The sequence below is a fragment of the Rhizobium herbae genome (genome assembly GCF_019511375.1).
In the GTDB taxonomy this organism is placed as follows: domain Bacteria; phylum Pseudomonadota; class Alphaproteobacteria; order Rhizobiales; family Rhizobiaceae; genus Pararhizobium; species Pararhizobium herbae_A.
Genome location: NZ_JAEUAO010000002.1, coordinates 920,603 through 944,578, shown reverse-complemented (window position 1 = coordinate 944,578; position 23,976 = coordinate 920,603). Strand labels below are relative to the sequence as shown.

At 61.4% G+C, this 23,976-nt stretch carries 22 protein-coding genes and 2 pseudogenes; 19 read left to right on the top strand and 5 right to left on the bottom strand.

From position 1 onward, the window contains the following. The first annotated feature begins 97 nt into the window (after positions 1-97). The 4 genes from JNB71_RS11740 (at position 98) to JNB71_RS11725 (ending at position 3,653) form a co-directional block, all read left to right on the top strand. Entirely contained in the window at positions 98-550 is a 453-nt protein-coding gene (locus JNB71_RS11740; protein WP_220371951.1) for an RT0821/Lpp0805 family surface protein, read from the top strand. A gap of 259 nt (positions 551-809) precedes the next feature. After that, complete coding sequence (locus JNB71_RS11735; protein WP_220371950.1) at positions 810-1,931, top strand: DnaJ C-terminal domain-containing protein; 1,122 nt, start codon at positions 810-812, stop codon at positions 1,929-1,931. Positions 1,932-2,161: 230 nt separating this feature from the next. Beyond that, positions 2,162-2,980: an enoyl-ACP reductase FabI gene (fabI, locus tag JNB71_RS11730; RefSeq protein WP_018330131.1), complete on the top strand. Its 819-nt coding sequence runs from the start codon at positions 2,162-2,164 to the stop codon at positions 2,978-2,980. Between the two features lie 88 nt (positions 2,981-3,068). After that, positions 3,069-3,653 (top strand): histidine phosphatase family protein, encoded by a 585-nt coding sequence (locus tag JNB71_RS11725; RefSeq protein ID WP_220371949.1) that lies wholly within the window; start codon positions 3,069-3,071, stop codon positions 3,651-3,653. Between the two features lie 54 nt (positions 3,654-3,707). On the opposite strand, the gene JNB71_RS11720 is transcribed toward JNB71_RS11725, so the two are convergent. After that, positions 3,708-3,968 (bottom strand): DUF1344 domain-containing protein, encoded by a 261-nt coding sequence (locus tag JNB71_RS11720; RefSeq protein WP_220371948.1) that lies wholly within the window; start codon positions 3,966-3,968, stop codon positions 3,708-3,710. Between the two features lie 240 nt (positions 3,969-4,208). Here JNB71_RS11720 and JNB71_RS11715 point away from each other — a divergent pair, with 240 nt between their 5' ends. The 6 genes and pseudogenes from JNB71_RS11715 to JNB71_RS11690 form a co-directional block, all read left to right on the top strand. Beyond that, on the top strand, positions 4,209-6,923 hold the full coding sequence (locus tag JNB71_RS11715; protein ID WP_220371947.1) for a bifunctional diguanylate cyclase/phosphodiesterase: 2,715 nt from the start codon (positions 4,209-4,211) through the stop codon (positions 6,921-6,923). A gap of 152 nt (positions 6,924-7,075) precedes the next feature. Beyond that, entirely contained in the window at positions 7,076-8,173 is a 1,098-nt protein-coding gene (gene aroC / locus JNB71_RS11710; protein ID WP_220371946.1) for a chorismate synthase, read from the top strand. 36 nt (positions 8,174-8,209) lie between these two features. Next, on the top strand, positions 8,210-9,310 hold the full coding sequence (ribB, locus tag JNB71_RS11705; RefSeq protein ID WP_220371945.1) for a 3,4-dihydroxy-2-butanone-4-phosphate synthase: 1,101 nt from the start codon (positions 8,210-8,212) through the stop codon (positions 9,308-9,310). A gap of 285 nt (positions 9,311-9,595) precedes the next feature. Then, a complete protein-coding gene (locus tag JNB71_RS11700) occupies positions 9,596-10,438 on the top strand; it encodes a hypothetical protein (protein ID WP_220371944.1) in 843 nt (280 codons plus the stop codon). A 12-nt stretch (positions 10,439-10,450) separates the two neighbouring features. Then, positions 10,451-10,942, top strand: coding sequence for an SMI1/KNR4 family protein (locus JNB71_RS11695; RefSeq protein WP_220371943.1), 492 nt, complete (start codon positions 10,451-10,453; stop codon positions 10,940-10,942). Between the two features lies 1 nt (position 10,943). After that, positions 10,944-11,309: pseudogene (locus tag JNB71_RS11690) on the top strand (3,4-dihydroxy-2-butanone-4-phosphate synthase); the annotation flags it as partial. A gap of 183 nt (positions 11,310-11,492) precedes the next feature. Here JNB71_RS11690 and JNB71_RS11685 read toward each other — a convergent pair. The 3 genes from JNB71_RS11685 to JNB71_RS11675 form a co-directional block, all read right to left on the bottom strand. Continuing rightward, positions 11,493-11,759 (bottom strand): hypothetical protein, encoded by a 267-nt coding sequence (locus JNB71_RS11685; RefSeq protein WP_220371942.1) that lies wholly within the window; start codon positions 11,757-11,759, stop codon positions 11,493-11,495. Between the two features lie 166 nt (positions 11,760-11,925). Beyond that, the gene (locus tag JNB71_RS11680) at positions 11,926-12,327 is read right to left on the bottom strand and encodes a VOC family protein (RefSeq protein ID WP_220371941.1); all 402 of its coding nucleotides are present in this window, start codon (positions 12,325-12,327) and stop codon (positions 11,926-11,928) included. Between the two features lie 82 nt (positions 12,328-12,409). Continuing rightward, positions 12,410-13,606 carry a winged helix-turn-helix domain-containing protein gene (locus tag JNB71_RS11675; protein WP_220371940.1) on the bottom strand — a complete coding sequence of 399 codons (1,197 nt, stop codon included), beginning with the start codon at positions 13,604-13,606 and terminating at the stop codon, positions 12,410-12,412. A gap of 115 nt (positions 13,607-13,721) precedes the next feature. Here JNB71_RS11675 and JNB71_RS11670 point away from each other — a divergent pair, with 115 nt between their 5' ends. The 7 genes from JNB71_RS11670 (at position 13,722) to dxs (ending at position 20,095) form a co-directional block, all read left to right on the top strand. Next, positions 13,722-14,402, top strand: a complete 681-nt coding sequence (locus JNB71_RS11670) for an energy-coupling factor ABC transporter ATP-binding protein (protein WP_220371939.1) — start codon at positions 13,722-13,724, stop codon at positions 14,400-14,402. Then, positions 14,396-15,019 carry an energy-coupling factor transporter transmembrane component T family protein gene (locus tag JNB71_RS11665; protein WP_220371938.1) on the top strand — a complete coding sequence of 208 codons (624 nt, stop codon included), beginning with the start codon at positions 14,396-14,398 and terminating at the stop codon, positions 15,017-15,019. Before JNB71_RS11670 ends, JNB71_RS11665 begins: the two co-directional genes overlap by 7 nt. An 84-nt stretch (positions 15,020-15,103) precedes the next feature. After that, entirely contained in the window at positions 15,104-15,667 is a 564-nt protein-coding gene (locus tag JNB71_RS11660) for a biotin transporter BioY (protein ID WP_220371937.1), read from the top strand. A 122-nt stretch (positions 15,668-15,789) separates the two neighbouring features. Continuing rightward, positions 15,790-16,716, top strand: a complete 927-nt coding sequence (locus tag JNB71_RS11655; protein WP_220371936.1) for a histone deacetylase family protein — start codon at positions 15,790-15,792, stop codon at positions 16,714-16,716. Between the two features lie 2 nt (positions 16,717-16,718). Continuing rightward, on the top strand, positions 16,719-16,979 hold the full coding sequence (locus JNB71_RS11650; RefSeq protein WP_220371935.1) for an exodeoxyribonuclease VII small subunit: 261 nt from the start codon (positions 16,719-16,721) through the stop codon (positions 16,977-16,979). A gap of 113 nt (positions 16,980-17,092) precedes the next feature. Further along, a complete protein-coding gene (locus JNB71_RS11645) occupies positions 17,093-18,016 on the top strand; it encodes a pirin family protein (RefSeq protein ID WP_220371934.1) in 924 nt (307 codons plus the stop codon). Between the two features lie 168 nt (positions 18,017-18,184). Next, positions 18,185-20,095 (top strand): 1-deoxy-D-xylulose-5-phosphate synthase, encoded by a 1,911-nt coding sequence (gene dxs / locus JNB71_RS11640; protein ID WP_220372253.1) that lies wholly within the window; start codon positions 18,185-18,187, stop codon positions 20,093-20,095. A gap of 62 nt (positions 20,096-20,157) precedes the next feature. Here the strand turns inward: dxs and JNB71_RS11635 are convergent. Continuing rightward, positions 20,158-21,495: pseudogene (locus JNB71_RS11635) on the bottom strand (methyl-accepting chemotaxis protein); the annotation flags it as partial. Positions 21,496-21,681: 186 nt separating this feature from the next. Here JNB71_RS11635 and JNB71_RS11630 point away from each other — a divergent pair. Both JNB71_RS11630 and JNB71_RS11625 read left to right on the top strand, forming a co-directional pair. Beyond that, positions 21,682-22,470, top strand: coding sequence for a TlyA family RNA methyltransferase (locus tag JNB71_RS11630; protein ID WP_220371933.1), 789 nt, complete (start codon positions 21,682-21,684; stop codon positions 22,468-22,470). After that, on the top strand, positions 22,467-23,717 hold the full coding sequence (locus JNB71_RS11625) for a class I SAM-dependent RNA methyltransferase (protein WP_220371932.1): 1,251 nt from the start codon (positions 22,467-22,469) through the stop codon (positions 23,715-23,717). The genes JNB71_RS11630 and JNB71_RS11625 overlap by 4 nt, the downstream gene beginning before the upstream one ends. Positions 23,718-23,976 lie beyond the last annotated feature (259 nt).

Sequence of the window (23,976 nt, the reverse complement as noted above, 5' to 3'; positions counted from 1 at the left end):
ACAGAGCCCGAAGGTCCCGCCCGCCAAGAAAAATGTCAGAGCCTGCCGATGTGTCCGTGGACCTCGAAGCTGCTCTTTGGAGTCTGACAGGTATGCCGTGCAAGACATAGCAAAGTGGATCAAGGACACAAAGGTTTTCTCCCGATTGACGGGAATGGCCGCCCTGTGTCTCGCCGCCGGCGCCTTGTCGGGATGCATGGGTTCCGGTCTTGGTCTTGCCGGCTCCTCCGATGTCGACAGGACCGTTGCTACCGGTTCCGTGCCTCAGCCGAGCAACGAGGAGGACAACGCCGATGCCATTACCGTGCGCAATGCCGTCTCCTCAGCCGATGTGACGAAGATGACCGGAAACCCGATCCCCTGGGCGAATTCGCGCTCCGGCAGCGCCGGCGTCATCAGCAATATTGCCGAGGAAGAGGTGAACGGCACCATCTGCCGCAATTTCACCACGACCCGTCACTCCTACCAGGGCATCGCCAATTTCAACGGCCAGACCTGCATGCTCGGAACCGGCGAATGGTACCTCACCAGTTTCGGCCCGCGCAGCTAGGACGTCGCACTTTACGACGACGCGCTGAGCCAAAACCACGATTTTCCGCTACCTGCCATTAACCACGCTTCGACAAAGCCGTTCGACCGGGCATGCGTATCGTCATTCCGACCGGCTGGCTAACTGATATTTAAGCAGCGGCTTCTCATCATCGCAACCATCGGGAGCGCGCCCGGAGCGACGCGGTTCCTCGTTGTTTCAACAGGCTGAAAACGAACCGCTGGATGCGGTGCCTCGGCCCTCAAGAACGGTGACATGCATGCGTGATCCCTATTCAGTGCTCGGCGTGAGACGCAATGCCGGACCGGACGAGATCAAGGCCGCATGGCGGGCGGTGGCGAAGGCCGTGCATCCCGACCAGAACAAGGACGATCCGCTGGCCACCCAGCGCTTTGCCGAAGCCGGCCGCGCCTACGAGGTGTTGAGGGATCCCAAACTGCGCAATCGTTACGACTATGCGCGCCGCGAGGCGGAACTGCGCCGCATGGAAGAGATGAAGCGCAAGAGCCGCGGCGCCACCGAGGACGAAACCGTCGATCCGGAAACGGCCGAGGACATGATTTCGCGCATCTTCGGTGCTGACAATCGCGTCAAGCCGCAGGAGACCGCCAAGCCGCAGGAACCGAGATCCCAGGACCGGAAGCCGGCCGCGGCCGCACCGCAATCCAAGGCCGGGCCGAACACGGAAGGGAAAGCGAAAGCGGAGCCAAAAGTCGAGGCTGCATCGGAACTAGGCACCGGTCCGGAAGCGAAAGAAGAAACGCCGGAAAAACCGGCAGGGTTCGGCGGTTTTCCCCGCGCTGCGGCGCCTGCCGCCGAACTGGTCTCGGCCATCGTCCGGCGCATTCGCGGCGTGGCCAACAAGACCGCCGACAAAGTGCCGGAAATCTTTTGCGACGTCACCGTCTCGGTCGAGGATATTTTTCGCCGCGAAAAGGCGACGGCAACGCTGCCCGACGGCCAGACCCTGAAGGTCACACTGCCGGTCGGCACCACCGATGGCAGCGTCATTCGCCTCAAGGAACAGGGCTACCGCCTGAACGGCATGCTGCGCGGCGACGTCGTCGTGACCGTCCGCATTGCCCAGGACACCGTTTTCCGCCCGGATGGCATCGACCTGCGCACAACGCTGCCGGTAAACATCCAGGACGCCGTGCTCGGCTGCGAGACCACGGTGGAAACGCTGACGGGGCCGGTCAAGGTGACCGTTCCGGCCTGGTCCGGCTCCGACCACGTCATCCGCCTCGAAGGCCATGGACTTCCGTCTGCAGATGGAAAACGCGGCGATTTGCTGGTCGAGCTGCGACTTATGTTGTGGGAAAAGCCAGACGAAAAAGTTACCGATCTCATGCGCAGCCTGCGCAACGGACTGTATTTGTAACGCTTTTACGACAATCCCGGTGGACGCTGACCCATTATTACCGGGACTAACAGTTCCTGATCCGCACCACGCTTGAACCACAATGGCGGCTATGCCATAGCCAATGCTCGAAAAATTCAGGACCGGCGCGATCACGAAGCGGCGCGCGGTTCCGGCAGGTTTAACGATGCGGAATTTCCAAACCAGCAACGGCTGGCGGAAACAGAGGCTATATTGGGGACATTAACATCATGTCGCAAGCATCCGGTCTGATGAAGGGTAAACGCGGCCTTATCATGGGGGTCGCAAACAACCGGTCGATCGCATGGGGCATCGCAAGGGCAATCCACGCCCAGGGTGGCGAGATCGCGTTCACCTATCAGGGCGAAGCGCTGAAGAAGCGGGTGGAGCCGCTTGTCGCCGAAGTTGGCGGTATCCTGGCGGGCCATTGCGACGTGAGCGACGAAGCCACCATAGACGCAGTCTTCGACGAACTCGAAAAGACCTGGGGCAAGATCGACTTTCTCGTTCACGCGATCGGCTTTTCCGACAAGGACGAACTGACGGGCCGCTACGTCGACACGTCGGCTGAAAACTTCGCCAAGACGATGCAGATCTCCGTCTATTCCTTCACCTCGGTCGCACGCCGCGCCGAAAAGCTGATGACGGATGGCGGCTCGATGCTGACGCTGACCTATTACGGCGCCGAGAAGGTCATGCCGAACTACAACGTCATGGGCGTTGCCAAGGCAGCGCTCGAGGCCAGCGTCAAGTACCTAGCCGTCGACCTCGGCCCGAAGAACATTCGCGTCAACGCGATTTCCGCAGGCCCGATCAAGACGCTGGCCGCTTCGGGCATTGGCGACTTCCGCTACATCCTCAAGTGGAACGAATACAACGCACCGCTGCGGCGTACCGTCACCATCGAGGAAGTGGGCGACGTCGGTCTCTACATGCTTTCCGATCTTTCCCGTTCGGTGACCGGCGAAGTGCATCACGCCGACAGCGGCTATCACGTCGTGGGCATGAAGGCCGTCGATGCGCCTGACATCTCCGTCATCAAAGACTGACGCGACGCGAAATAACTCCGGGGCTCTGCATGAACATCGAGCCCCGGCTACCCAGTAAGGTTGCATACCCCTGCCCCGGAGCTGATCCGTGCTCATCTACATGATCCGTCACGGACAAACCGACTGGAATGCGCAGATCCGCCTCCAGGGCCAGAAGGACATTCCCCTCAACGACACCGGCAGGCGGCAGGCGAGCGGCAATGGCCGTGCGCTTCTGGCACTTCTGGGCAAGGACGCCGGCAATTTCGATTTCGTCGCAAGCCCGCTCCATCGCACCCGCGAGACCATGGAACTGGCGCGGGAAGCCATGGGCCTTCCCCGTTCCGGCTACCGCACGGACGACAGGCTGAAAGAAGTCTCCTTCGGCGACTGGGAAGGCTATACGCTGGCGGAGCTGGAACTGGAAATGCCAGAGCGCGTCGCCGAGCGCGAACTGTCGAAATGGGATTTCATTCCACCAGGGCCGGACGCCGAGAGCTACGAGATCCTCTCCTGGCGCGTCGGCGCCTGGTTTTCCAGTGTTTCGGCCCCGACGATCTGCGTCAGCCATGGCGGCGTCATCCGCACACTGTTCAAGCTGTGTGGTGCCATGGACGCCGAGGAAGCTGCCCTTGGCGCCATTCCCCAGGACAGAATTTTGAAGATCGAGAACGGTTCGATCGGCTGGCTGTGAGGAGACCTCAGCTCTCGCGGCGAAGGCGTCCGATCACGGCGGCAGCAACCGACACTACTGAATAATTTCCAGATCGTTGATGACGCGCTTGCCATCCACCTCGGTGTAGAACACCAGAACCTTGACGCCTTCTTTCAGACCATCGAAATTGAATTCCTCAGGCGCCTGGTAGCTCTTGCCGTCATCCAGGGAAAGGCTCAGCTTGTCGGTATCGACGCTGGTGATCACAGCTTCGACATCCGCACTTTCGGCAAATGCGGCGAGCGGCGAAAGGAAACTGGCTGCGGCCATCAATGTAGCAACGATGAAACGCATCGGTCTTGCCCTCTTCAGTGATTCATTCAATTCGTATTCCCCCTTGTCTGATCCCTGATTGTGGCGAAAATCGCCCGCTGCCGTGACTTTGAAAAGTTTACCCGGTCTCGATCGACCAGGCCTGATCAACGTACCCCACTTATCCGCCAATGGGCGATTTGATAGCAGGATCAGCAGCTAAAGCCAATCTTAAGACTCCATGGCTACCGTGTGCCCCGGGGAATATGGGGTTCTTGAACGTTGGCTAATAGCGCTACAATCCGTCACCGCGCCTGGACGCTTGCGAGGCTGGCGAGGCCGTCGCTTTTTCCCGCGGTCATCGCTGCTGCCGTCGTCTTCACGGGCGGCTATTTCTTCAAAGAGCAGAATCGTCAAAACTTCCAAAGCGAACTGAAGAGCAACGTCGAGAGCGAGCTCAACCTGATCGCCACCCGGCTACAGAGCGAGATCAACAACAACATCACCGCCCTTCGCGGCTTTGCCAATAACATCTCCGTCGCCCCTGACATGCCGCAACCGGTTTTCGACCAGTTGGCGACCAAGTTGCTCCTGCAGAATCCCCAGATCGTGCGCGTCAGCGCCGCGCCCGACGCCGTCATCCGCATGACATTCCCGCTCATCGGAAACGAGCGGATGATCGGTACGGATTTCAAGAAATTCCGATCCTCGAGGGTCGCCGTCGATCGCGCTCAATCGAAGGCGAAGCCGGTCATTGCCGGCCCGGTGAGGCTGCCGAACGGTCGCACTGGCTTCAACCTCTTCTCTCCCGTCTTCACGAAGAGCAATGAAACGGTGGCCTTCTGGGGTTTCATGGAAGCCGTCATCGACGAGAAGGAGATCTATCGCAACGCGCGGCTCTTTCATGATGGCAACCCCGAAGATGAAGCCAGCCGCGGGCACCGGCATACGGATATCCAGCTCGCCATCCGCGACGTCTCGGTGAAAAACAATATTCAGGATGCCTTTTTCGGCGACACTGACATCTTCGAGAAGGAGCCGGTCATCCGACAGCTCGACCTTCCCGGCGGCACCTGGGAACTTGCGGCCATCCCGGCCAGTGGCTGGACGCAGGAGCCGGGCAACAGCAGTTGGCTGGACATCGCCGTTCTCATCGCTGCCGCTATCGCCATCGTTCCGATCCTGCTGACCGGCAGCCTTGTCAATGAGCGCCAGCGCAACATTGCCAAGTTGCGATCGCGCGAACGGGAACTTCTCACCGTGTCGCACCGGCTCAATCTGGCGCTCGAATCCTCCAATATCGGCATCTGGGAGATCGATCTCGACACGCAGCAGCGTTCCTGGGACAAGCGGATGTATCACCTGCACGGCATGCCGCCACGCGATGGCGGACCAAGCTTCACCGATTGGCGGCAGACGGTTCATCCCGACGACATCACCGCAGCCTCGCTGACCCTGTTCAAGGCGCTGGACGAGGATCTGGAATATCGCTCGCAGTATCGCGTCGTGATGCCTGACGGCGGCGTCCGCCATGTGCGCAATGTCGGCTCCACCCATACCGGCGCCGACGGCAAGGCCAAGATTACCGGCATCAGCTGGGACGTCACGGACGACGTGTTGATGACGGAACAGCTGCGCTCGGCCAAGGCATTGGCGGAAGCCAAAAACGGCGAGCTTGCGGAGGCCAAGGACCGCATCGAGCACAACGCACTGCATGATCCACTCACCGGTCTCGGCAACCGCCGCATGCTCGACAAGGCGCTGGAAACGCTGTCGGGAGCACGCAAGGACGGCTTGCGGAACATCGCCATCCTGCATATCGATCTTGATCGTTTCAAGCAGATCAACGACACGCTCGGCCATGCGGCAGGCGATGCGATGCTGGTGCATGCCTCGGAAATCCTGCGCGCCAACGTTCGGCCCGGCGACATGGTCGCCCGCATCGGTGGCGACGAGTTCGTCGTGCTGGTCACGGACCCGCCAGGCAAGAGCTCCCTCACCCATCTTTCGGAGCGCATCATCGCGGAAATGCGCCAGCCGGTCGATTACAACGGCTTCCCCTGCCGCTTCGGCGTCTCGATCGGCATTGCGGTGGCCGGCGACCTGGCGATCGACGAGCGCCAGCTTCTGGTCAACGCCGATATCGCGCTCTACCGGGCCAAGGAAAACGGCCGCAACCGCTGCGAATTCTTCACCGAAGCCCTTCAGGCGGAAATCATCACCACCAAGCGCATCGCCGACGAGATCCTCGAAGGCATCGAGAAGAACCAGTTCGTCACCTGGTACCAGCCCCAATTCGAGGCCGGCACTCTGAGGCTTTCCGGTGTGGAGGCGCTGATCCGCTGGAATCATCCGCGTGACGGCGTGCTTACCCCCGACAAGTTCCTTGGCATTGCCGAGGAGCTCAACGTCGTCGCCACGCTCGACCGGATCGTCCTTGACCGGGCGCTGATCGACGGCATGCGCTGGGCGGCGGCGGGCATCAGCGTCCCGAAGATCTCCGTCAACGTCTCGGCCAAGCGGTTGAGCGACGACACGCTGTTGAATTCGCTCAAGGGGCTTTCCTTCTCGCCCGGCCAGCTCTCCTTTGAACTGGTGGAATCGATTTTCCTCGACGAAAGCGACGACACCGTTACGGCCAACATCGAGGGCATCAAGAAACTCGGCATCGACATCGAGATCGACGATTTCGGCACCGGCCACACCTCGATCGTCAGCCTTTTGAAGATCAAGCCGAAGCGGCTGAAGATCGACCGGCAGCTCGTTGCCCCGATCCTGACGGCACGCAAGGAGCAGGCGCTGATCCGGTCGATCATCGAGATCGGTCGCTCGCTCGGCATCGAGACGGTGGCGGAAGGCGTCGAAACCATGGCGCATGCGGAGATGCTGGGCCTGCTCGGCTGCGATCTCTTGCAGGGCTATGCCTTCTCCAAGCCGCTGACTTTCGACAAATTCGTCGCCTTTGCCGCCAACGAGGCCCTGCAACTGGCCTCCTGACCAGCTATTCAATGGCACGACGCACTGTTCACCCCGCCAATTGCCATATTCTGCCAGAAAGGTTTTCCCTTTCGGGCATTTTCCCACTAATAGTCACGGCCGAATGAAATGTCGCTGCGGAAGCGCCGGCGGCTCACACATCGGTTCTGCACATGTCGCACAATACTTTTGGTCACCTTTTCCGCGTCACCACCTGGGGCGAGAGCCATGGGCCGGCGCTCGGCTGCGTCGTAGACGGCTGCCCTCCCGGGATCCGCTTCACGCTCTCCGAACTGCAGGCCTGGCTCGACAAGCGCAAGCCCGGCCAGTCGCGCTTCGTCACCCAACGCCGCGAGGACGATCTCGTCAAGGTGCTCTCCGGCGTGATGCTGGATGCCGACGGCGAGACGATGATCACCACCGGCACGCCGGTTTCGATGATGATCGAGAATACCGACCAGCGCTCCAAGGATTATTCCGAGATCGCCAAGAGCTACCGGCCGGGACACGCCGACTACACCTACGACGTCAAATACGGCATCCGCGACTATCGCGGCGGCGGCCGCTCCTCGGCCCGCGAGACGGCGGCGCGCGTCGCAGCCGGGGGGCTCGCACGCAAGGTGGTGCCCGGGCTTCTGGTGCGCGGCGCATTGGTGCAGATCGGCAAGCACAAGATCAACCGCGACAACTGGGACTGGAACGAGGTCGGCAACAACCCCTTCTTCGCACCCGACCCGGCTATCGTACCCGTCTGGGAGGAATACCTCGACGGCATCCGCAAGGCCGGCTCTTCGGTCGGCGCCGTCGTCGAAGTGATCGCCGAGGGCGTCCCGGCCGGCATCGGCGCGCCGATCTATGCCAAGCTCGACCAGGACATCGCCGCCAACCTCATGTCGATCAACGCCGTCAAGGGTGTCGAGATCGGCAACGGTTTCGGTGCCGCAGAAATCACCGGCGAGGAAAATGCCGATGAAATGCGCATGGGCAATGACGGCACGCCGATCTTTCTTTCGAACCATGCGGGCGGCATCCTCGGCGGCATTTCGACCGGCCAGCCGGTCATCGCCCGCTTCGCGATCAAGCCGACCTCGTCGATTCTCACCCAGCGCCAGTCGATCGATGCGGACGGCAACAATGTCGATGTCCGCACCAAGGGCCGTCACGACCCCTGTGTCGGCATCCGTGCCGTTCCGATCGGCGAGGCCATGCTTGCCTGCACGATCGCCGATCACTACCTGCGCGACCGCGGCCAGACCGGCCGGCTGAAATGACCGGGCGCCTCAAGCAACCATCCAAGGAAGACTGCCATGCCTTTTGACCAGAAGCGCGTTGCCGATGCCATCCGGGCCTTCGAGGCCGGCGAGATCGTCGTCGTCACCGACGATGACGGCCGCGAGAACGAAGGTGACCTGATCGTCGCTGCCGTCCATTGCACGTCGGAAAAGATGGCCTTCATCGTCCGCCACACCTCCGGCATCGTCTGCGCGCCGATGCCGCGGGAAGAGGCCAAGCGCCTCAATCTCAACGCCATGGTGGCCGAGAACGATTCGGCCCATACGACGGCCTTTACCGTGACCGTCGATTTCAAGCATGGCACGACCACCGGCATCTCCGCCGACGACCGGACGCTGACGGTGCGCAATCTCGCCAATCCGAATGTCGGCCCGGCCGATTTCGTTCGCCCCGGCCATATTTTCCCGCTGGTTGCCCGTCAGGGCGGCGTGCTGATGCGCTCGGGCCATACGGAAGCCGCCGTCGATCTCTGCAGGCTGGCCAGCCTGCCGCCGGTCGGCGTGATCTGCGAGCTGGTCAATGACGACGGCACCGTGATGCGCGGCCCGCAGGTGGCGAGTTTCGCCGAGCAGCACGGCCTGAAGCAGGTTTCCGTCGCCGACCTGATCGCCTACCGCCAGCGCAAGGAAACATTGATCCAGCTCGAGGCGAGCTTCGAAGTCGATACGCCCTATGGCAAGGCCAAGGCCCATGCCTATTCGCTGCCCTGGGATCCGATGCAGCATCTTGCCGTGGTTTTCGGCGACATCCGCGACGGCGTCGACATTCCGGTGCGACTGCATCTGGAGAACGTGGCAGCGGATGTCTTCGGCAGGGATTGCCAGCTCGACGCGATCATGAAACGCATGGCCGAACAGGGCCGCGGCGTCATCGTCTACCTGCGCGAGGGCTCCGTCGGCGTCGGCGTTTCGCACACCGCGCGCAAGGGCAACCATGACCGCGAGGGCCATGACGAGGCGCAGGCGCGCGAAAGCGAATGGCTGGAAATCGGCCTTGGCGCACAGATCCTCAAAGATCTCGGCATCACCTCGATCAAACTGATCTCGTCGCGCGAACGCCACTATGTCGGCCTCGAGGGTTTTGGAATCCAGATCGCCGCGACGGAAATCTTGTAGGCCGGCCAGCGATCAGGAATCGTAGACAATGACAGCCATCGGTCGTTGCGCGGTCGGTGGCTTTCGTCGTGCTGACACAGGCCATGCAGGCTGCACGGCGCGCGCTGAAAGCCAGATCGCCGTCCCAAGAGCTGAGATGACGCCTTCCATGTCATTGACTGCATTCGCTCCATGCGACTACCTTTGATTGAATTCAACAGAACGACTCATTGCCATAGCGGAAGCCTGAGTGGCCACCGCAGGATTGCCAGACGAGTGATAATTTAAGCCGAGGGGAATGTGTTGATGAAATGCTTTTTCAATGGTTTTTTGACACGCATTCTTAGCCTCCTGCTGATTTGCAGCATGGTGTCCGTTTCGTTCGGTTCGGCGGCCAGTGCGCGGTTTATTCAGCCAGATACTTGGGACCCGACCGTCGACGGTGTTGGCACCAACCGCTATGCCTATTCCGGCAACGACCCGATCAATAAGAGTGATCCGAACGGCCATCAGATGGGTCATAATGGCGGCCCGCCGCTCGATCCTGCAGACCTGGACGGGGACAATATCCCTGACTTTATGGACTCACACCCCAGTATAAATGATCAAGACATACAAATTCATGAGGTCAGTCCGAACTTAGGCGACCCCGGCATTAGAGGGTTGGCAGCTACCGCGGCGGGAGCGGCTATTATTGGCCATCCTCTGGCTCCCGTTCGCGAATATCTAAATGACTTGGAGCAAAAAAGTGGCATTGCGATCGGTTACGAGCAGCGGCAATATCTTGCCGACGACATCCGAACAAACAAAACGCCTGCGGGAAGTGTAACTGGACAAAGGTTAGACACAGCAAGAAAAGATTGGATAAATCGCCGCGCTTCGCTGCAGGCAGAATGGGAAAAACACACAGGTAAATCGTGGCCTAGATATACGAAGGAAGATATCGAAAATGGTCTCGGCCGCAAAGGCACCGCAGTCGGGGGCTTCTATGATGCTCACCACATTCGCCAGCTTAACGATGGCGGCAAAAATACTTGGTGGAATATGACACCGGTTGGAGCTGGAAACCATCAAGGCGGCGTCCATAAACCAGGGGGCGCGCTTAGTTCACTACGGGATTTCCTTGGTAGTCTCTTCGGCGGGAAATAAAAGGTGATTCAGATGGAAAACGACTTCGACGCAAATGTCCTGAATTGGTATAGACAATATGCACATGAGAAATCAGAGAATGATGATCATACTTCTCCAAACTTTCTCACTCGAATAGATGAGAATGATATCAGTAAATTTGAATCGGAATTCGGAAATATAATACCTGATTTATATATAAAGTTTCTAATTTTTGCAGGAGATGGACGCATAAGAAGAGACATACATGGAAATTTTAACGAATTTAATGATAACTCGTTCTTAAATACTACAGAAATATCTGAAATTCTTCGGAAGAATTCAGCAGAATGGGACGTATATCCTGATTTCATCGCGGATAATGAAATTCCATTTTTCTATATTAGTGCGAATGCAGTTTTGGTTTTCCGAAAAAATGAGGGTAGCAAGGTCTACCATCCACATTTGGACGTTATATATGCGGAAAATTTCGGAGAATTCCTGCGAAAACTGATGAACAATATCAACTTTTACACTGAGCTATAATTCTTTATGCGGAGCCGGTATTCACTTCGAAGTCGATACGCCCCATGGCAAGGCCAAGGCGCATGCCTATTCGCTCCGGTGGGACCCGATGCAGCATCTCGCAGTGGTCTTCGGCCACATCCGCGACGGCGTCAGCGAGGGCTCCGTCGGCGTCGGCGCGTCTCAGACCGCCCGCAAGGGAAAACACGACCGCGAAGGCCATGACGAGGCGCAGGCGCGTGAAAGCGAATGGCTGGAAATCGGGCTGGGCGCGCAGATCCTCAAGGATCTAGGGATCACCTCGATCAAGCTGATCTCGTCGCGCGAACGCCACTATGTCGGTCTCGAGGGCTTTGGAATCCAGATCGCCGCGACGGAGATCCTCTAGGCGCGCGGCAAAGGGGCACCGGTTGTTCGTGCCGGTGTCTTTTAACCGTGACGGCGCGCTTCTGTGCGGCCTTCTAACGAGTAGCGTCGGTGCTCGGACTTCTGCCGGTCCCAGGGCAGCCGCGAACTCACCTGCACCGCGTGCTGCATTATCCTGCGAGATCGAATTGCCGAGCAACCAAACTCAGGATTCGACGAGGATCACGAGGGACTCCGGCACCACGCCATCATAAGCCATCGCTTCAGCGGCTGCCGGGCTCTCCAGGGCTTTCTTGACGACGTCCATGTCCGGGACATCCATCAGAACGGCAACCCGTGTCGGGTCCTGTACGTCAACGAATGTTCGAATGTTGGTGACGCCCAGTGGACCAAATAACTCTTTGCGCTTTGGCGATTTGAGCCAATGTTCGGCGCCTTTTGTGATGTTGTGGTAGGCAAGAATTGTCGGCATTGCATCCTCCCTCCTGCGACGTGAACGTCCGACATCCACCAGGCGTGCCGAAATCCGCCACGTCGCTTCACGGAACGCCCTATGACTTGGACTGTCAAGCAGCGTCACGCGCGTAGCGGTTTGGAAACGATAGCCCCGCGCCGCGCAGCATCGACCTCCTGCACCCCTACCGTCCATCCGTGAACTGCACGAGATCCCAGAGATTTCCGTAGAGGTCCTCGAATACGGCGACAATGCCGTAGGGGGCGTGCTTCGGCTCGCGCGCAAATCGGATGCCGGCTTGGCGCATGGCCGCGTAGTCCCTGCTGAAATCGTCGGTCTGCAAGAACAAGAATACCCGGCCGCCGGCCTGGTTGCCGATGAACGTTTCCTGATGAGCCGAGGAAGCCCGTGCAAGAAGCAACGAGGTGCTGCCCTCGCCCGCGGGCCTGACGACAACCCAGCGCTTGTCCTGCTCCGGCTGATAGGTGTCCTCGACCAGCGTGAACCCCAATTTGTTGACGTAAAAGTCGATCGCCTCGTCATAGTCGCGAACGACAATCGCAATTAGTGCAATGGCTTGGTTCATGGCGCCCCGTCAGACTAATGGATTTGGCTGCAGTTTCCGGAGTGAAGCGGAGCGCACGGGCCGGAACGGCCGTTCCGTGCGCTCAGCGGGCCTCGCCGTCCCACCCATCGAGATGCACAACGCGCTCCACGCCTGCGAACTTCGCCACCCGTGCCAGTTCAGCCTCCAGCCGCTCAATCCGGCCCGAGGACGTCCGCACGCCCCTCTCCCACCAGACACGCTTGACGTCGAGCGTGCCTGCCTTGCGGTCGGCCTTCATGTCGATGCGGCCGACGAGACGATCGCCTTCGAGCAGCGGGAAGACATAGTAGCCGTATTCACGCTTGGGTTCGGGAACGAAAACTTCGATGCGATAGTAAAAGCCGAAGAGGCGTTCGGTTCGGTTGCGGTCGCGGATCAGCGGATCGAAGGGACTAAGCACCCGCAGGCGTGCCGGTGGTTCCGGCGGAGCGCACAGCGCCTCGAGCCCATCGGCAAGGGCGAAGGACGCGCGCGGCTTGCCGTCGGCCGTTTCGATCGCAACCTCCTCCAGTTCATCGCGATGGCTTTCCACCCATTGCCTGGCTTCCTGCGGCGTCACCAGGTCGAAAAAGGCGGCGATCTCGCCGGAGGTGGCAAAGCCGAGCCGCTTCAGCGCCTGGCGGCAGGCCCAGTCGACGAAGGTGTCATGATCGACCTCGGCCTCGTAATGCTCCTTCGGAATCACCCGCTCGGTCAGGTCATAGATCTTCTGGAAATTGTTGCGGGCTGCTATCGAGAGTTTGCCGGTATGCCAGAGGAATTCGAGCGCCGTCTTCGACGGATGCCAGTTCCACCAGCCGCCCGACTTGTGATCCTCGGCCTTCACCTCGCGCGCCATGACCGGGCCGTTCGCCCTGATCCGCTCATAGGTTTCCTCGAAGACCTGATCAAAGCCCTCTCCCTGCCATTTGCGCCAGTTCTCGCGAATCTTGGCCTCGCGCCGCACGAAGCGATGCTTCCAATAGGGAAAAAAGGCCGAAGGAATGATCGAGGCATCATGCGTCCAGTGCTCGAACAGCGCCCGATCCTTCTCGATCAATGCCGCCAGGTGTTCGGGCCGGTAGGTCTGGTTGCGCGAGAAGAGTATCTGGTGATGAGCGCGCTCGACGGTCGAGATGCTGTCCACCTGCACGAAGCCGATATCGTGAATGAGATCGAGCAGGCCATGTTTGCCGAGCGCCCGGTGCGGCGCCGCCGCCAGGCCTTGCTTGTTCAGGAAAATGCGCCGCGCATCGCGGTTTGAAACGGGAATCGCCATGCGGACAATGTAGGCAAATGTTCACACTTTGTTCAAGTCCTGGCGGAACACCTCTTTTCAACGGACAGGATTTCGTCTTATAGAGCCTGGCCTATCGACAAGCGGGGGACGCGGATTGGACATACGCTTTTCCGGCGCATCCGTCAGCTTTGGCGAGCGCACGGTTCTCCAGCCTCTGACCCTGACGCTCACCGAGCGGCGCATCGGCATCATCGGCCTCAACGGATCCGGAAAAACCACGTTTGCGCGCCTGATCAACGGCCTCGTCAAGCCGACGACCGGCAGCGTTTCCGTCAATGGGCTCGACACGGTGCGCGATGAGGGTGCGGTCCTGGCGGCCGCCGGCTTCATCTTCCAGAACCCGCAGCACCAGATCATCATGCCGATCGTGCAGGAGGACATCGCTTTCGGCCTGAAGAATCGCGGCCTGAAGACCGACGAGATCGAGCGCCGTGTGGCCGCCGTGCTCGCCCGGTTCGGCATTGCGCATCTGGCCAAGCGGCGGGTCCACGAACTCTCGGGCGGCGAGACGCAGCTCGTCGCCATCTCCAGCGTCGTCGTCACCGGCCCCGGCATCCTCATCCTCGACGAACCGACCAACCAGCTGGATCTCAGGAATCGCCGGCTGATCGAAAACACCATCGCCGGTCTCGACGAGCACGCCATCGTCATCAGCCACGACCTGCCGCTGATCGAGCGTTTCGAGCGCGTGATTTGGTTCCACGACGGCAAGCTCGTCGGCGACGGCCCGGCGCCGGAGACGATCCGTGCCTATCGCGAGGCGGCCGAATGCTGAACGGGCTGAATGTCGAGGGCAGCACGCCGCTGCACCGGATGTCGGTGCGCACGAAGCTCGCCATCCTGCTCGTTCTCGGCGTCGCACTCTATTTCGTTTCGTCCCTTTTCGTGCTTGTCCCTGCCTTCCTGCTCGCAGCCGGCATCTATTTCACCACCGGGTTGCCGGCCCGCGACGGCCTCAGACGCCTGAAACCGGTCCTTTTCACCATCGTGATCCTGCTCATCGCGACCGCTTACCTCGCCTCGATCCGCGAGGCGACGGAGGCCTTCTTCCGGCTGATGGCGCTTGTGCTGTTTGCAGGCGCCGTGACCGCGACGACCGCAACCGGCGACTTCATCGACGAGATCACCCGGCTGCTGCTGCCGCTCGACCGGCTCGGTCTGGTGCGCGCCGCGGATGTCGGCCTCGCCTTCGGCCTCGTGCTGCGTTTCGTGCCCGATATCTTCAACCACTACCAGGCAATCCGCGATGCGCATCGGGCCCGCGGCCTGAAGGTGCGGCCGTTGACGATCCTTGCACCGCTGATCATCCTGACGCTCAAGGATGCCGATACGATCGCCATGGCGATCGACGCGCGCGGCTTTCGCCGGCCCCGGAGCGACCGGAACAATTGATTTGCGTGCTTTTGTAGCGCTACCGGCTTCCCTTGGGGGAAAAGCCGCTTTAAATCCAAGGTTCTAATGGACAAAGGACCCGTCATGAACACCAGAGACCTTGTGCTTGTTGCCCTTTTCACTGCGATCACCGTGGTTCTCGGGTTAATCCCACCCATCACGCTCGGCTTCATTCCCGTGCCGATCACGGCCCAATCTATGGGCGTGATGCTGGCCGGCTGCATCATCGGGGCCAAGCGTGGCGCGCTCGCCTATGTCCTCTTCGTGCTGCTCGTGGCCGCCGGCCTGCCCGTCCTTTCCGGCGGCAGGGGTGGCCTTGCCATCATCCAGGGGCCGACCGGCGGCTTCATCCTCGGCTGGATCGTCGCCACCTACGTCACCGGGCTCATCGCCGAACGGCTGGTGAAGGACGGGCAGAACGATATCGGTCAGTTCGCTGCCTTTTTCATCGCCTCCGTCGTCGGCGGTATCGTGGTGCTCTACGCCATCGGCATGCCATGGGTGAGCATGACGACCGGCGCGCCGCTCACCGACGTTGCGACAGGCTCGCTTGCCTTCATTCCCGGCGACCTTCTGAAGGCCGGCATCGCGGCGCTTGCCGCCCGCGCGGTCCTCGTCGGCTATCCCCTGCTGCCACACCGCACCTGACCCGCCTGCGGCAGTCCCTCCAGCGGGCAGCGAGGCATTTGCCGGGCCCCCGCTGTTGAAAACGCGGCAACCGCCCTACCTATGCCATGGACCTTGCCCCTACGAAGCCATAGGTTTGCGCCATGACTACCATCCTGTTCGAAAACCCGATCTTTCTGGAACATCAGGTTCCGGAAGGTCACCCGGAACGGCCCGACCGGCTGAAGGCGCTCAATCTGGCGCTGGAGCACGAGCGGTTTTCGTCGCTCTCGCGGCTTGAGGCGCCGCAGGGCAATGAAGATCTGGTGCTGCTTGCCCATCCGGAAGAGCATCTGCGCGCGGTGATGTCCGCCATGCCCGAGGAAGGCATCAATGCCATCGAGGCCGATACCTATGCCAGCCCTGCGAGCCTGCAGGCGGCACTGACCGGCATTGGCGGCGCGGTTGCCGCAGTCGATGCGGTGTTTTCCGGCAAGGCCGACAATGCCTTTGTCGCCGCCCGCCCGCCCGGCCACCATGCCGAGAAAAACCAGGCGATGGGCTTTTGCTTCTTCAACACCATCGCCATCGCCGCCCGTCATGCGCAGCGACGGCATGGTGCCGAACGGGTCGCCATCGTCGACTGGGACGTGCATCACGGCAACGGCACGCAGGACATCTTCTGGGACGATCCGTCGGTGCTGTTCTGCTCGACCCATCAGATGCCCCTTTATCCCGGTACCGGCGCCAAGTCCGAGACGGGGGCAGGCAACATCGTCAATGCGCCGCTGTCGCCCGACACTGGAAGCGACCATTTCCGCGAGGCCTTCAAGTCGCGCGTGCTTCCCGCACTTGAAGAATTCCGCCCGGATTTCATCCTGATCTCCGCCGGCTTCGATGCCCATCACCGCGACCCGCTGGCGCAGATCAATCTGGTCGCCGACGATTTCGACTGGGCGACCGGGCGGCTGCTCGACGCCGCCGGCAAGACCGCCAACAATCGCATCGTCAGCCTGCTCGAAGGCGGCTACGATCTCCAGGGCCTGGCCGAATCGGCCGGCACCCACATCTATCGCCTGATGAGAGGATGACCATGACCACCGCCCCGCAAACCGCTGCGATCGACGTTTCCTCCCTCTCCTTCGAAAAGGCCGTCGAGGAACTGGAAGCGATCGTCTCCGCGCTCGAGCGCGGCGACGTCGCCCTCGACAGGTCGATCGAAATCTACGAGCGCGGCGAGGCGCTGAAGAAACATTGCGAAGCGCTGCTCAGCGCCGCCGAAAACCGCATCGAGAAGATCAGGCTCGACCGGGCCGGCAAGCCGCTAGGGGTTGAGCCGCTCGACGGGGAGTAAGGTGGCCGCTGCTTGTCTTCTCTGCAGCGAAAAACTGTTCCTCCTGGCAATCTATTCAAATGCCATGGCAAGGGCTACCTTGGGTGAAAGTTCGAGCCACAGGATGAATTGCCATGTCCTTCTTTCCCGGACCAGACCCCCTCGCCGGTGATGCGCCGGCGTGCGATGCGATCGAGCATCTGATCATTCCGCGCACCAGCGACATCGGCAATCTTGAGGTGCGCCGTGCCCTGCCGACGACAAAGCGCCGGCTGGTCGGGCCGTTCATCTTCTTCGACCGCATGGGCCCGGCGCTGCTCAGGGCCGGCGAGGCGCTCGACGTGCGACCGCATCCGCATATCGGGCTCTCCACCGTAACCTATCTCTTCGACGGCGAGATCAAGCATCGCGACAGCCTCGGCACGGAAATGGTCATCGAGCCGGGCGACCTCAACCTGATGACGGCCGGGCGCGGGATCGTCCATTCGGAACGCTCGCCGGAAAACCTGCGCGGCAAACCTCAGTCGATCTCCGGGCTGCAGACATGGCTGGCGCTGCCCGATCAATACGAGGAGATAGATCCGATTTTCACGCATACCGAAAAGCGCGACCTGCCGTCCTTCAACCATGACGGCATGGAAGGCCGCGTCGTCATCGGCACGTTCGAGGGCATGCGGTCACCGGTCTCGGTGTTTTCCGACACGATCTATGTCGACCTGAAAATCGAGCCGGGCAAGAGCGCGCCGTTCGGGGCAGACTGGGAGGAGCGCGCGCTCTATATCCTCGAAGGCGAGGCGATCATTGCCGGCGATCATTTCTCAGACAACCAGCTTCTGGTGTTCCGCGCCGGCGACCCGATTACCGTCACGGCCGGCCCGATGGGCTGTCACGTCATGCTGTTCGGCGGCGCGGCGCTGGGCTCGGCCCGACATATCTGGTGGAACTTCGTTTCCTCCTCGAAGGAGCGGATCGAACAGGCCAAGGAAGAATGGCGCACCGGCCGCTTCGACATCGTGCCCGGGGACAGCCAGGAGTTTATCCCTTTGCCGGAACGGTAATATTCGTTAAACTCCTTGTTTGCGCCGCAAGAAAACCCGTTTTTGCAATCCATAACGATTCCGTTTAAAGACGTGGGTTCCTGCGGACACCCACATTTGATATCGCGGCACTTCGACGAGCCGCGGGAACGAAGGCCTTTCAGCGTGACACAACTGCCAGTCAACCCCATGCCGGCGACCCCTCTTCTCGATCAGGTGACCTATCCCGATGATCTGAAGAAGATCGACGACAAGGACCTACCGCAACTGGCAAGCGAATTGCGCGCCGAAATGGTCGACGCGGTATCGCGCACCGGCGGGCATCTGGGCGCAGGCCTCGGCGTGGTCGAACTGACGATCGCCATCCACAAGGTCTTCGACACGCCGCACGACCGGCTGATCTTCGATGTCGGCCACCAGTGTTATCCGCACAAGATCCTGACCGGCCGCCGCGACCGCATCCGCACGCTGCGCCAGGAAAACGGCCTTTCCGGCTTCACCCGCCGGGCCGAGAGCGAATACGATCCCTTCGGCGCCGCCCATTCCTCGACCTCGATCTCCGCCGGCCTCGGCATGGCGGTCGCAGCCGATCTTTCCGGCGAACCGCGCAACGTCATTGCCGTGATCGGCGACGGCGCCATGTCCGCCGGCATGGCCTATGAGGCGCTGAACAATGCCGGCGCGCTCGATGCGCGCCTCATCGTCATCCTCAACGACAACGACATGTCGATCGCCCCACCGACAGGCGCGATGAGTGCCTATCTGGCGCGCCTCGCCTCCGGCCGCACCTATATGGGCTTCCGCGAACTCGGCAAGAAACTGACGGCCTATCTCGGCAAGTCGGTGGACCGGGCGATTACCCGCGCCGTCGAGCACGCGCGCGGTTACGTGACCGGCGGCACACTGTTCGAGGAGATGGGCTTCTATCACATCGGTCCGATCGACGGTCATTCCTTCGACCATCTGCTGCCGGTGCTGCGCAACGTCCGCGACAACTCCAAGGGGCCGGTGCTGATCCATGTGGTGACGCAGAAGGGCAAGGGTTATCCGCCGGCGGAGGCTGCCGCCGACAAGTACCACGGCGTCAACACCTTCGACGTCATCACCGGCGCGCAGGCCAAGGCCAAGCCGAATGCCCCTTCCTATACCTCGGTCTTCGCCGAGGCGCTGACGCAGGAAGCAGGCTATGACGACAAGATCGTCGCCATCACCGCCGCAATGCCCTCCGGCACCGGCCTGGACAAATTCGCGCTGGCGCATCCCTCCCGCTGTTTCGATGTCGGCATAGCGGAACAGCATGCAGTGACCTTTGCGGCCGGTCTTGCCTCAGAAGGCTACAAACCGTTTGCCGCGCTCTATTCGACCTTCCTGCAGCGGGGCTACGACCAGGTCGTGCACGACGTGGCTATTCAGGGATTGCCGGTTCGCTTTCCGATCGACCGCGCCGGCTTCGTCGGCGCCGACGGGCCGACGCATGCGGGCTCGTTCGACACCACCTATCTCGCTGCCCTGCCCGGCTTCGTCGTCATGGCGGCCGCCGACGAGGCGGAGTTGAAGCATATGGTGCGCACCGCGGCCGCCTATGATCAGGGGCCGATCTCGTTCCGCTATCCGCGCGGCGAAGGCATCGGTGTCGAGATGCCCGAGCGTGGCCGGATTCTCGAAATCGGCAAGGGCCGGGTGATGAAGCAGGGCTCCAAGGTCGCGCTGCTTTCCTTCGGCACTCGCCTTGCCGACTGTCTCATCGCCGCCGAAGACCTCGACGCGGCAGGACTGTCCACGACAGTTGTCGATGCCCGGTTTGCCAAGCCGCTCGACCATGACCTGATTCGCCAGCTGGCGCGGCATCACGAGGTACTGATCACCATCGAGGAAGGCGCCGTCGGCGGCTTCGGCAGTCACGTGCTGCAATTCCTCGCGCATGAGGGCCTGCTCGACAATGGCCTGAAGATCCGGCCGATGGTTTTGCCGGATATCTGGATGGAACAGGCCAAGCCCGAGGCCATGTATGCCAAGGCCGGCCTCGACCGGGCCGGGATCGTCTCGACGGTGTTCCGCGCTCTCGGCCAGAAGGAAATCGGCGTCGGGGCGGCGGGCTAATTCGCCGAGCCTGCCGGCTTGCGTTGGCCGAAGGCCTTTGGTGATGCAGGTTTTTCAACCGCTCACGCGGCCCGGCGCTTGTCGCCGGCCAGCGTGTTTGCTGAACTGCCGGTATCCAGCACGAATTGGGAGATCATGTCGCGCAAGCGACCTGCCTCGTTGGCGAGCGTCGCGCTCGCCGCGTTCGTCTCTTCCACCATCGCGGCGTTCTGCTGGGTCACCTGATCCATCTGGTTGACCGCGGTGTTGACTTCAGCCAGGCCGGCCGACTGTTCGCGCGCCGAGGTGGCGATGGCGTCCATATGCTGGTTGATCGTCACGATATAGGTTTCGATGGTCTTCAGCGCATCGCCGGTTTCGCGCACCAGCTTGACGCCGCCCTCGACTTCGATACTCGAATTGCGGATCAGTTCCTTGATTTCTTTCGCCGCCCTGGCGGAACGCTGGGCCAGTTCGCGCACTTCCTGCGCCACCACGGCGAAGCCCTTGCCCGCCTCCCCGGCCCGCGCGGCTTCCACCCCGGCATTGAGTGCCAGAAGATTGGTCTGGAAGGCGATTTCATCGATGACACCGATGATGTTGGAGATCTGGCTGGAGGATTCCTCGATACGGCGCATGGCATCGACGGCATTGGCGACGACAGCACCCGACTGGGCGGCACTGGCATTCGCCTGAATCGCGACGGTGCGTGCTTCGTCGGCGCGTTTGGAGGAATTGGCGACGTTGACGGTGATCTGGTCGAGTGCTGCAGCGGTCTCCTCGAGCGAAGCTGCCTGCTGCTCGGTGCGACGCGACAGGTCGTCCGAACTGGAGCTGATCTCACGGGTGCCGTTGTCGATAGCACCCGCCGATTGGGTAACGGCGGAAAGCGTGTTGCCCAATTGATTGACCGCGGCGTTGAGATCGTGACGCAACGGTTCGAAATCGGGAGCGAAAGCTTCGGTGAGCTGGAAAGCGAGATCACCGCTGGCGAGCCGACGCAGGCCGGCCGCAAGACCTGAGGTGGCTTGCTGCAGGCGCGCCTGCGCTGCATCTTCGGCCTCTTTACGCAAGCGGATGCCATCGGCTTCGGACCGTGCACGGGCGGCTGCTGCCTCCTCTTCGAGACGGCGGTTGGCGATCGCTGCTTGCCGGAAAACCTCGACGGCGCCGGCCATTTCTCCGATCTCATCCTTGCGCCCCACATAGGGAATCCCGGATGTCACATCGCCATCGGCAAGCCCGGTCATGGACCGCGTCGTCGCGACGATCGGTTTGGAGATCGAGCGGCCGACCAGATAGACCGTCAGCGCCAGAACCAGGATCGCCGCGAGCACCGCGGCAGCGGCAAGCGTCCCGGTGCGCGCAGCCATCTCTGCGTTTTCCACCTCGGCTGCCTTGCCGATGGCGTCGAGTTGCACCGTAAGCGGACTTCAATTCGCCGTTTGTACGTGCATCGCACAGCATTGGAACGGCCACCGGCTGGCATCGGCACAACTCGATTTCCACCTTTCGCCAACGCAAGGCCCATCCTCGACGCTGTATTATTTAATCTGGAGTTCTCCATAAGCCTTGCCAGACCGGCCTTGACGCGCCATGAGGAGGCCATGTCAAACGAACCGAAAACCACCGTCCGCCTTGACCAGCTGCTCTTGAACCTGGGGCTTGTCGCCAGCCGTTCGCGGGCCCGCGATGCGATCCAGCGCGGCACCGTCACCGTCAACGGCCGCACGGTCACAAAACCGAGCTCCACGTTCCCCGAGGACGTGACGATCGCCATCGACGATCCCGTCCAGCCCTATGTTTCGCGCGCCGCCCTGAAGCTGAAGGCCGGCCTCGAGCATTTCAAGCTGTCGCCGGAAGGGCTGGACTGTCTCGACATAGGCGCCTCGACCGGCGGCTTCACGGAAGTCCTGCTCCACAACGGCGCGGCGCATGTGATCTCGATCGACGTCGGCCACGGCCAATTTCATCCGCGGCTGGAGGCCGATCCGCGCGTCACTAACATCGAGGGGCTGAATGCCCGGGTGCTGGACGAGGACCATCTCGAGGGCCATGCCATTTCCTTCGTCGTCTCCGACGTTTCCTTCATCTCGCTGAAGCTTGCCCTGCCGCCGGCGCTCGACCTTGCCGAGCCCGGCGCCCATTGCATCCTTCTCGTCAAGCCGCAGTTCGAGGCCGGCCGCGAGGCCGTCAGCAAGGCGGGCCTGCTCAAGGATCCGGACAGCGCGCCCGCCGTTGCCGCCGAGCTGGAGCGCTGGCTCATCGAGGAGATGGGCTGGGACAGCCTCGGCCTCATCCCCTCTCCGATCTCCGGCGGCGACGGCAACGAGGAATATCTTCTGGCCGGCCGCAAGCCCATCGACGCAGACGCCCGCCTGGATAAAGTCGAATGAGCACCGAGACACTGACCATCGAGAAGCTCGGCATGTCCGGCGACGGCGTGACCCGCGGCCCCTTCGGCCCCGTCTACGTGTCCTTCACGCTGCCGGGCGAAACGGTCGCGCTCGCGATCAACAGGGACAGGGGCACGGTGATGTCGATGTCCGATCTCTCGCCGGATCGCGTCGAACCGAAGTGTCGGCATTTCGGCCCGGACGGCGAAAACGGCGCCTGCGGCGGCTGCAGCCTGCAGCACGCCAGCGACAGCCTCTACCAGTACTTCAAGCGGCAGTTGGTCGTCGACGCGCTGAAATCCAAGGCGCTGCAGGCCGAGGTTGCACCGCTGGTGCTTGCCCATCCCGGTGAACGGCGGCGGACCGTGTTCACGGCGCGGCAGACCGAAAAGGAACTGCTGCTCGGCTACAACCAGGCAGAAAGCCATCACATCGTCTCGATTTCCGAATGTCCCATCGCAAGCCCCGGCATCGTGTCGCGGCTCGCAACCATCCGGACGATCGCCGCTGCCATGGCTGTCAACGCCGAGCCGTTCCGCATCACGGTGCTGGAAACACTCTCCGGCCTCGACCTTGCTTTCGACGGCATCAAGAAAATGGACGACCGGCAGCGGCGCATGGCGGTCGAAACTGTTCTGAGCCAAAGGGGCGTGGCCCGTCTCAGCCTTAACGGCGAAATCCTGGTCGAGCCGGTCAAGCCCGTCATCGATTTCGGCGGCGTTTCCGTCGCGCCGCCGCCCGGAAGCTTCACCCAGGCGACAAAGCCGGCTGAGGATGCGATGGCGGAACTGGTGATGGCGCATCTCGGCAAGGCCAAACGTGTCGCCGACCTTTTTGCCGGTTCCGGCACCTTCTCGCTGCGGATTGCCAGGAAAGCCCGCGTCCACGCCGTCGAAGGCGAGGACAAGGCGCTGAAGGCGCTCGATCTTGCCGCCCGCAACACACAAGGCCTGAAGCCGGTCACGGTCGAGAAACGCGATCTCTACCGCCGCCCGATGATGGCCTCGGAGCTGAAGGCCTACGACGCCATCGTCTTCGACCCGCCGCGAGCCGGCGCCGAAGCCCAGGCGAAGGAAATCGCCCGCTGCGGCGCAAGGAAAATTATCGCCGTCTCCTGCAATCCGGTGACGCTGGTGCGCGACCTGCGCATTCTTGTCGATGCCGGTTACCGGATCACCTCGGTCACGCCGATCGACCAGTTTCTCTGGTCATCACATGTCGAGGTGGTGGCGACGCTGGAGAAGTGACGTTCGCGATAGGTGTCTTGCGCTTCGCTCCATGGAAAAGGCCCGGTGTTTGCCGGGCCCTCAGATTGATTACAAAGTCCTCTTCCGTCATGCTCGGGCTTGCCCCGAGCATCTAAACCCGTAAGTGATCTTGAAATAAGCTATCATACTCAATAACTTAAGAGGCGCACGGCAGATCCTCGACACAAGGCCGAGGATGACGTCGCGGATGCCTTGAGGTTGTCAGCGATCTGGACGCCCGGTGCTTGCCAAACCTTCC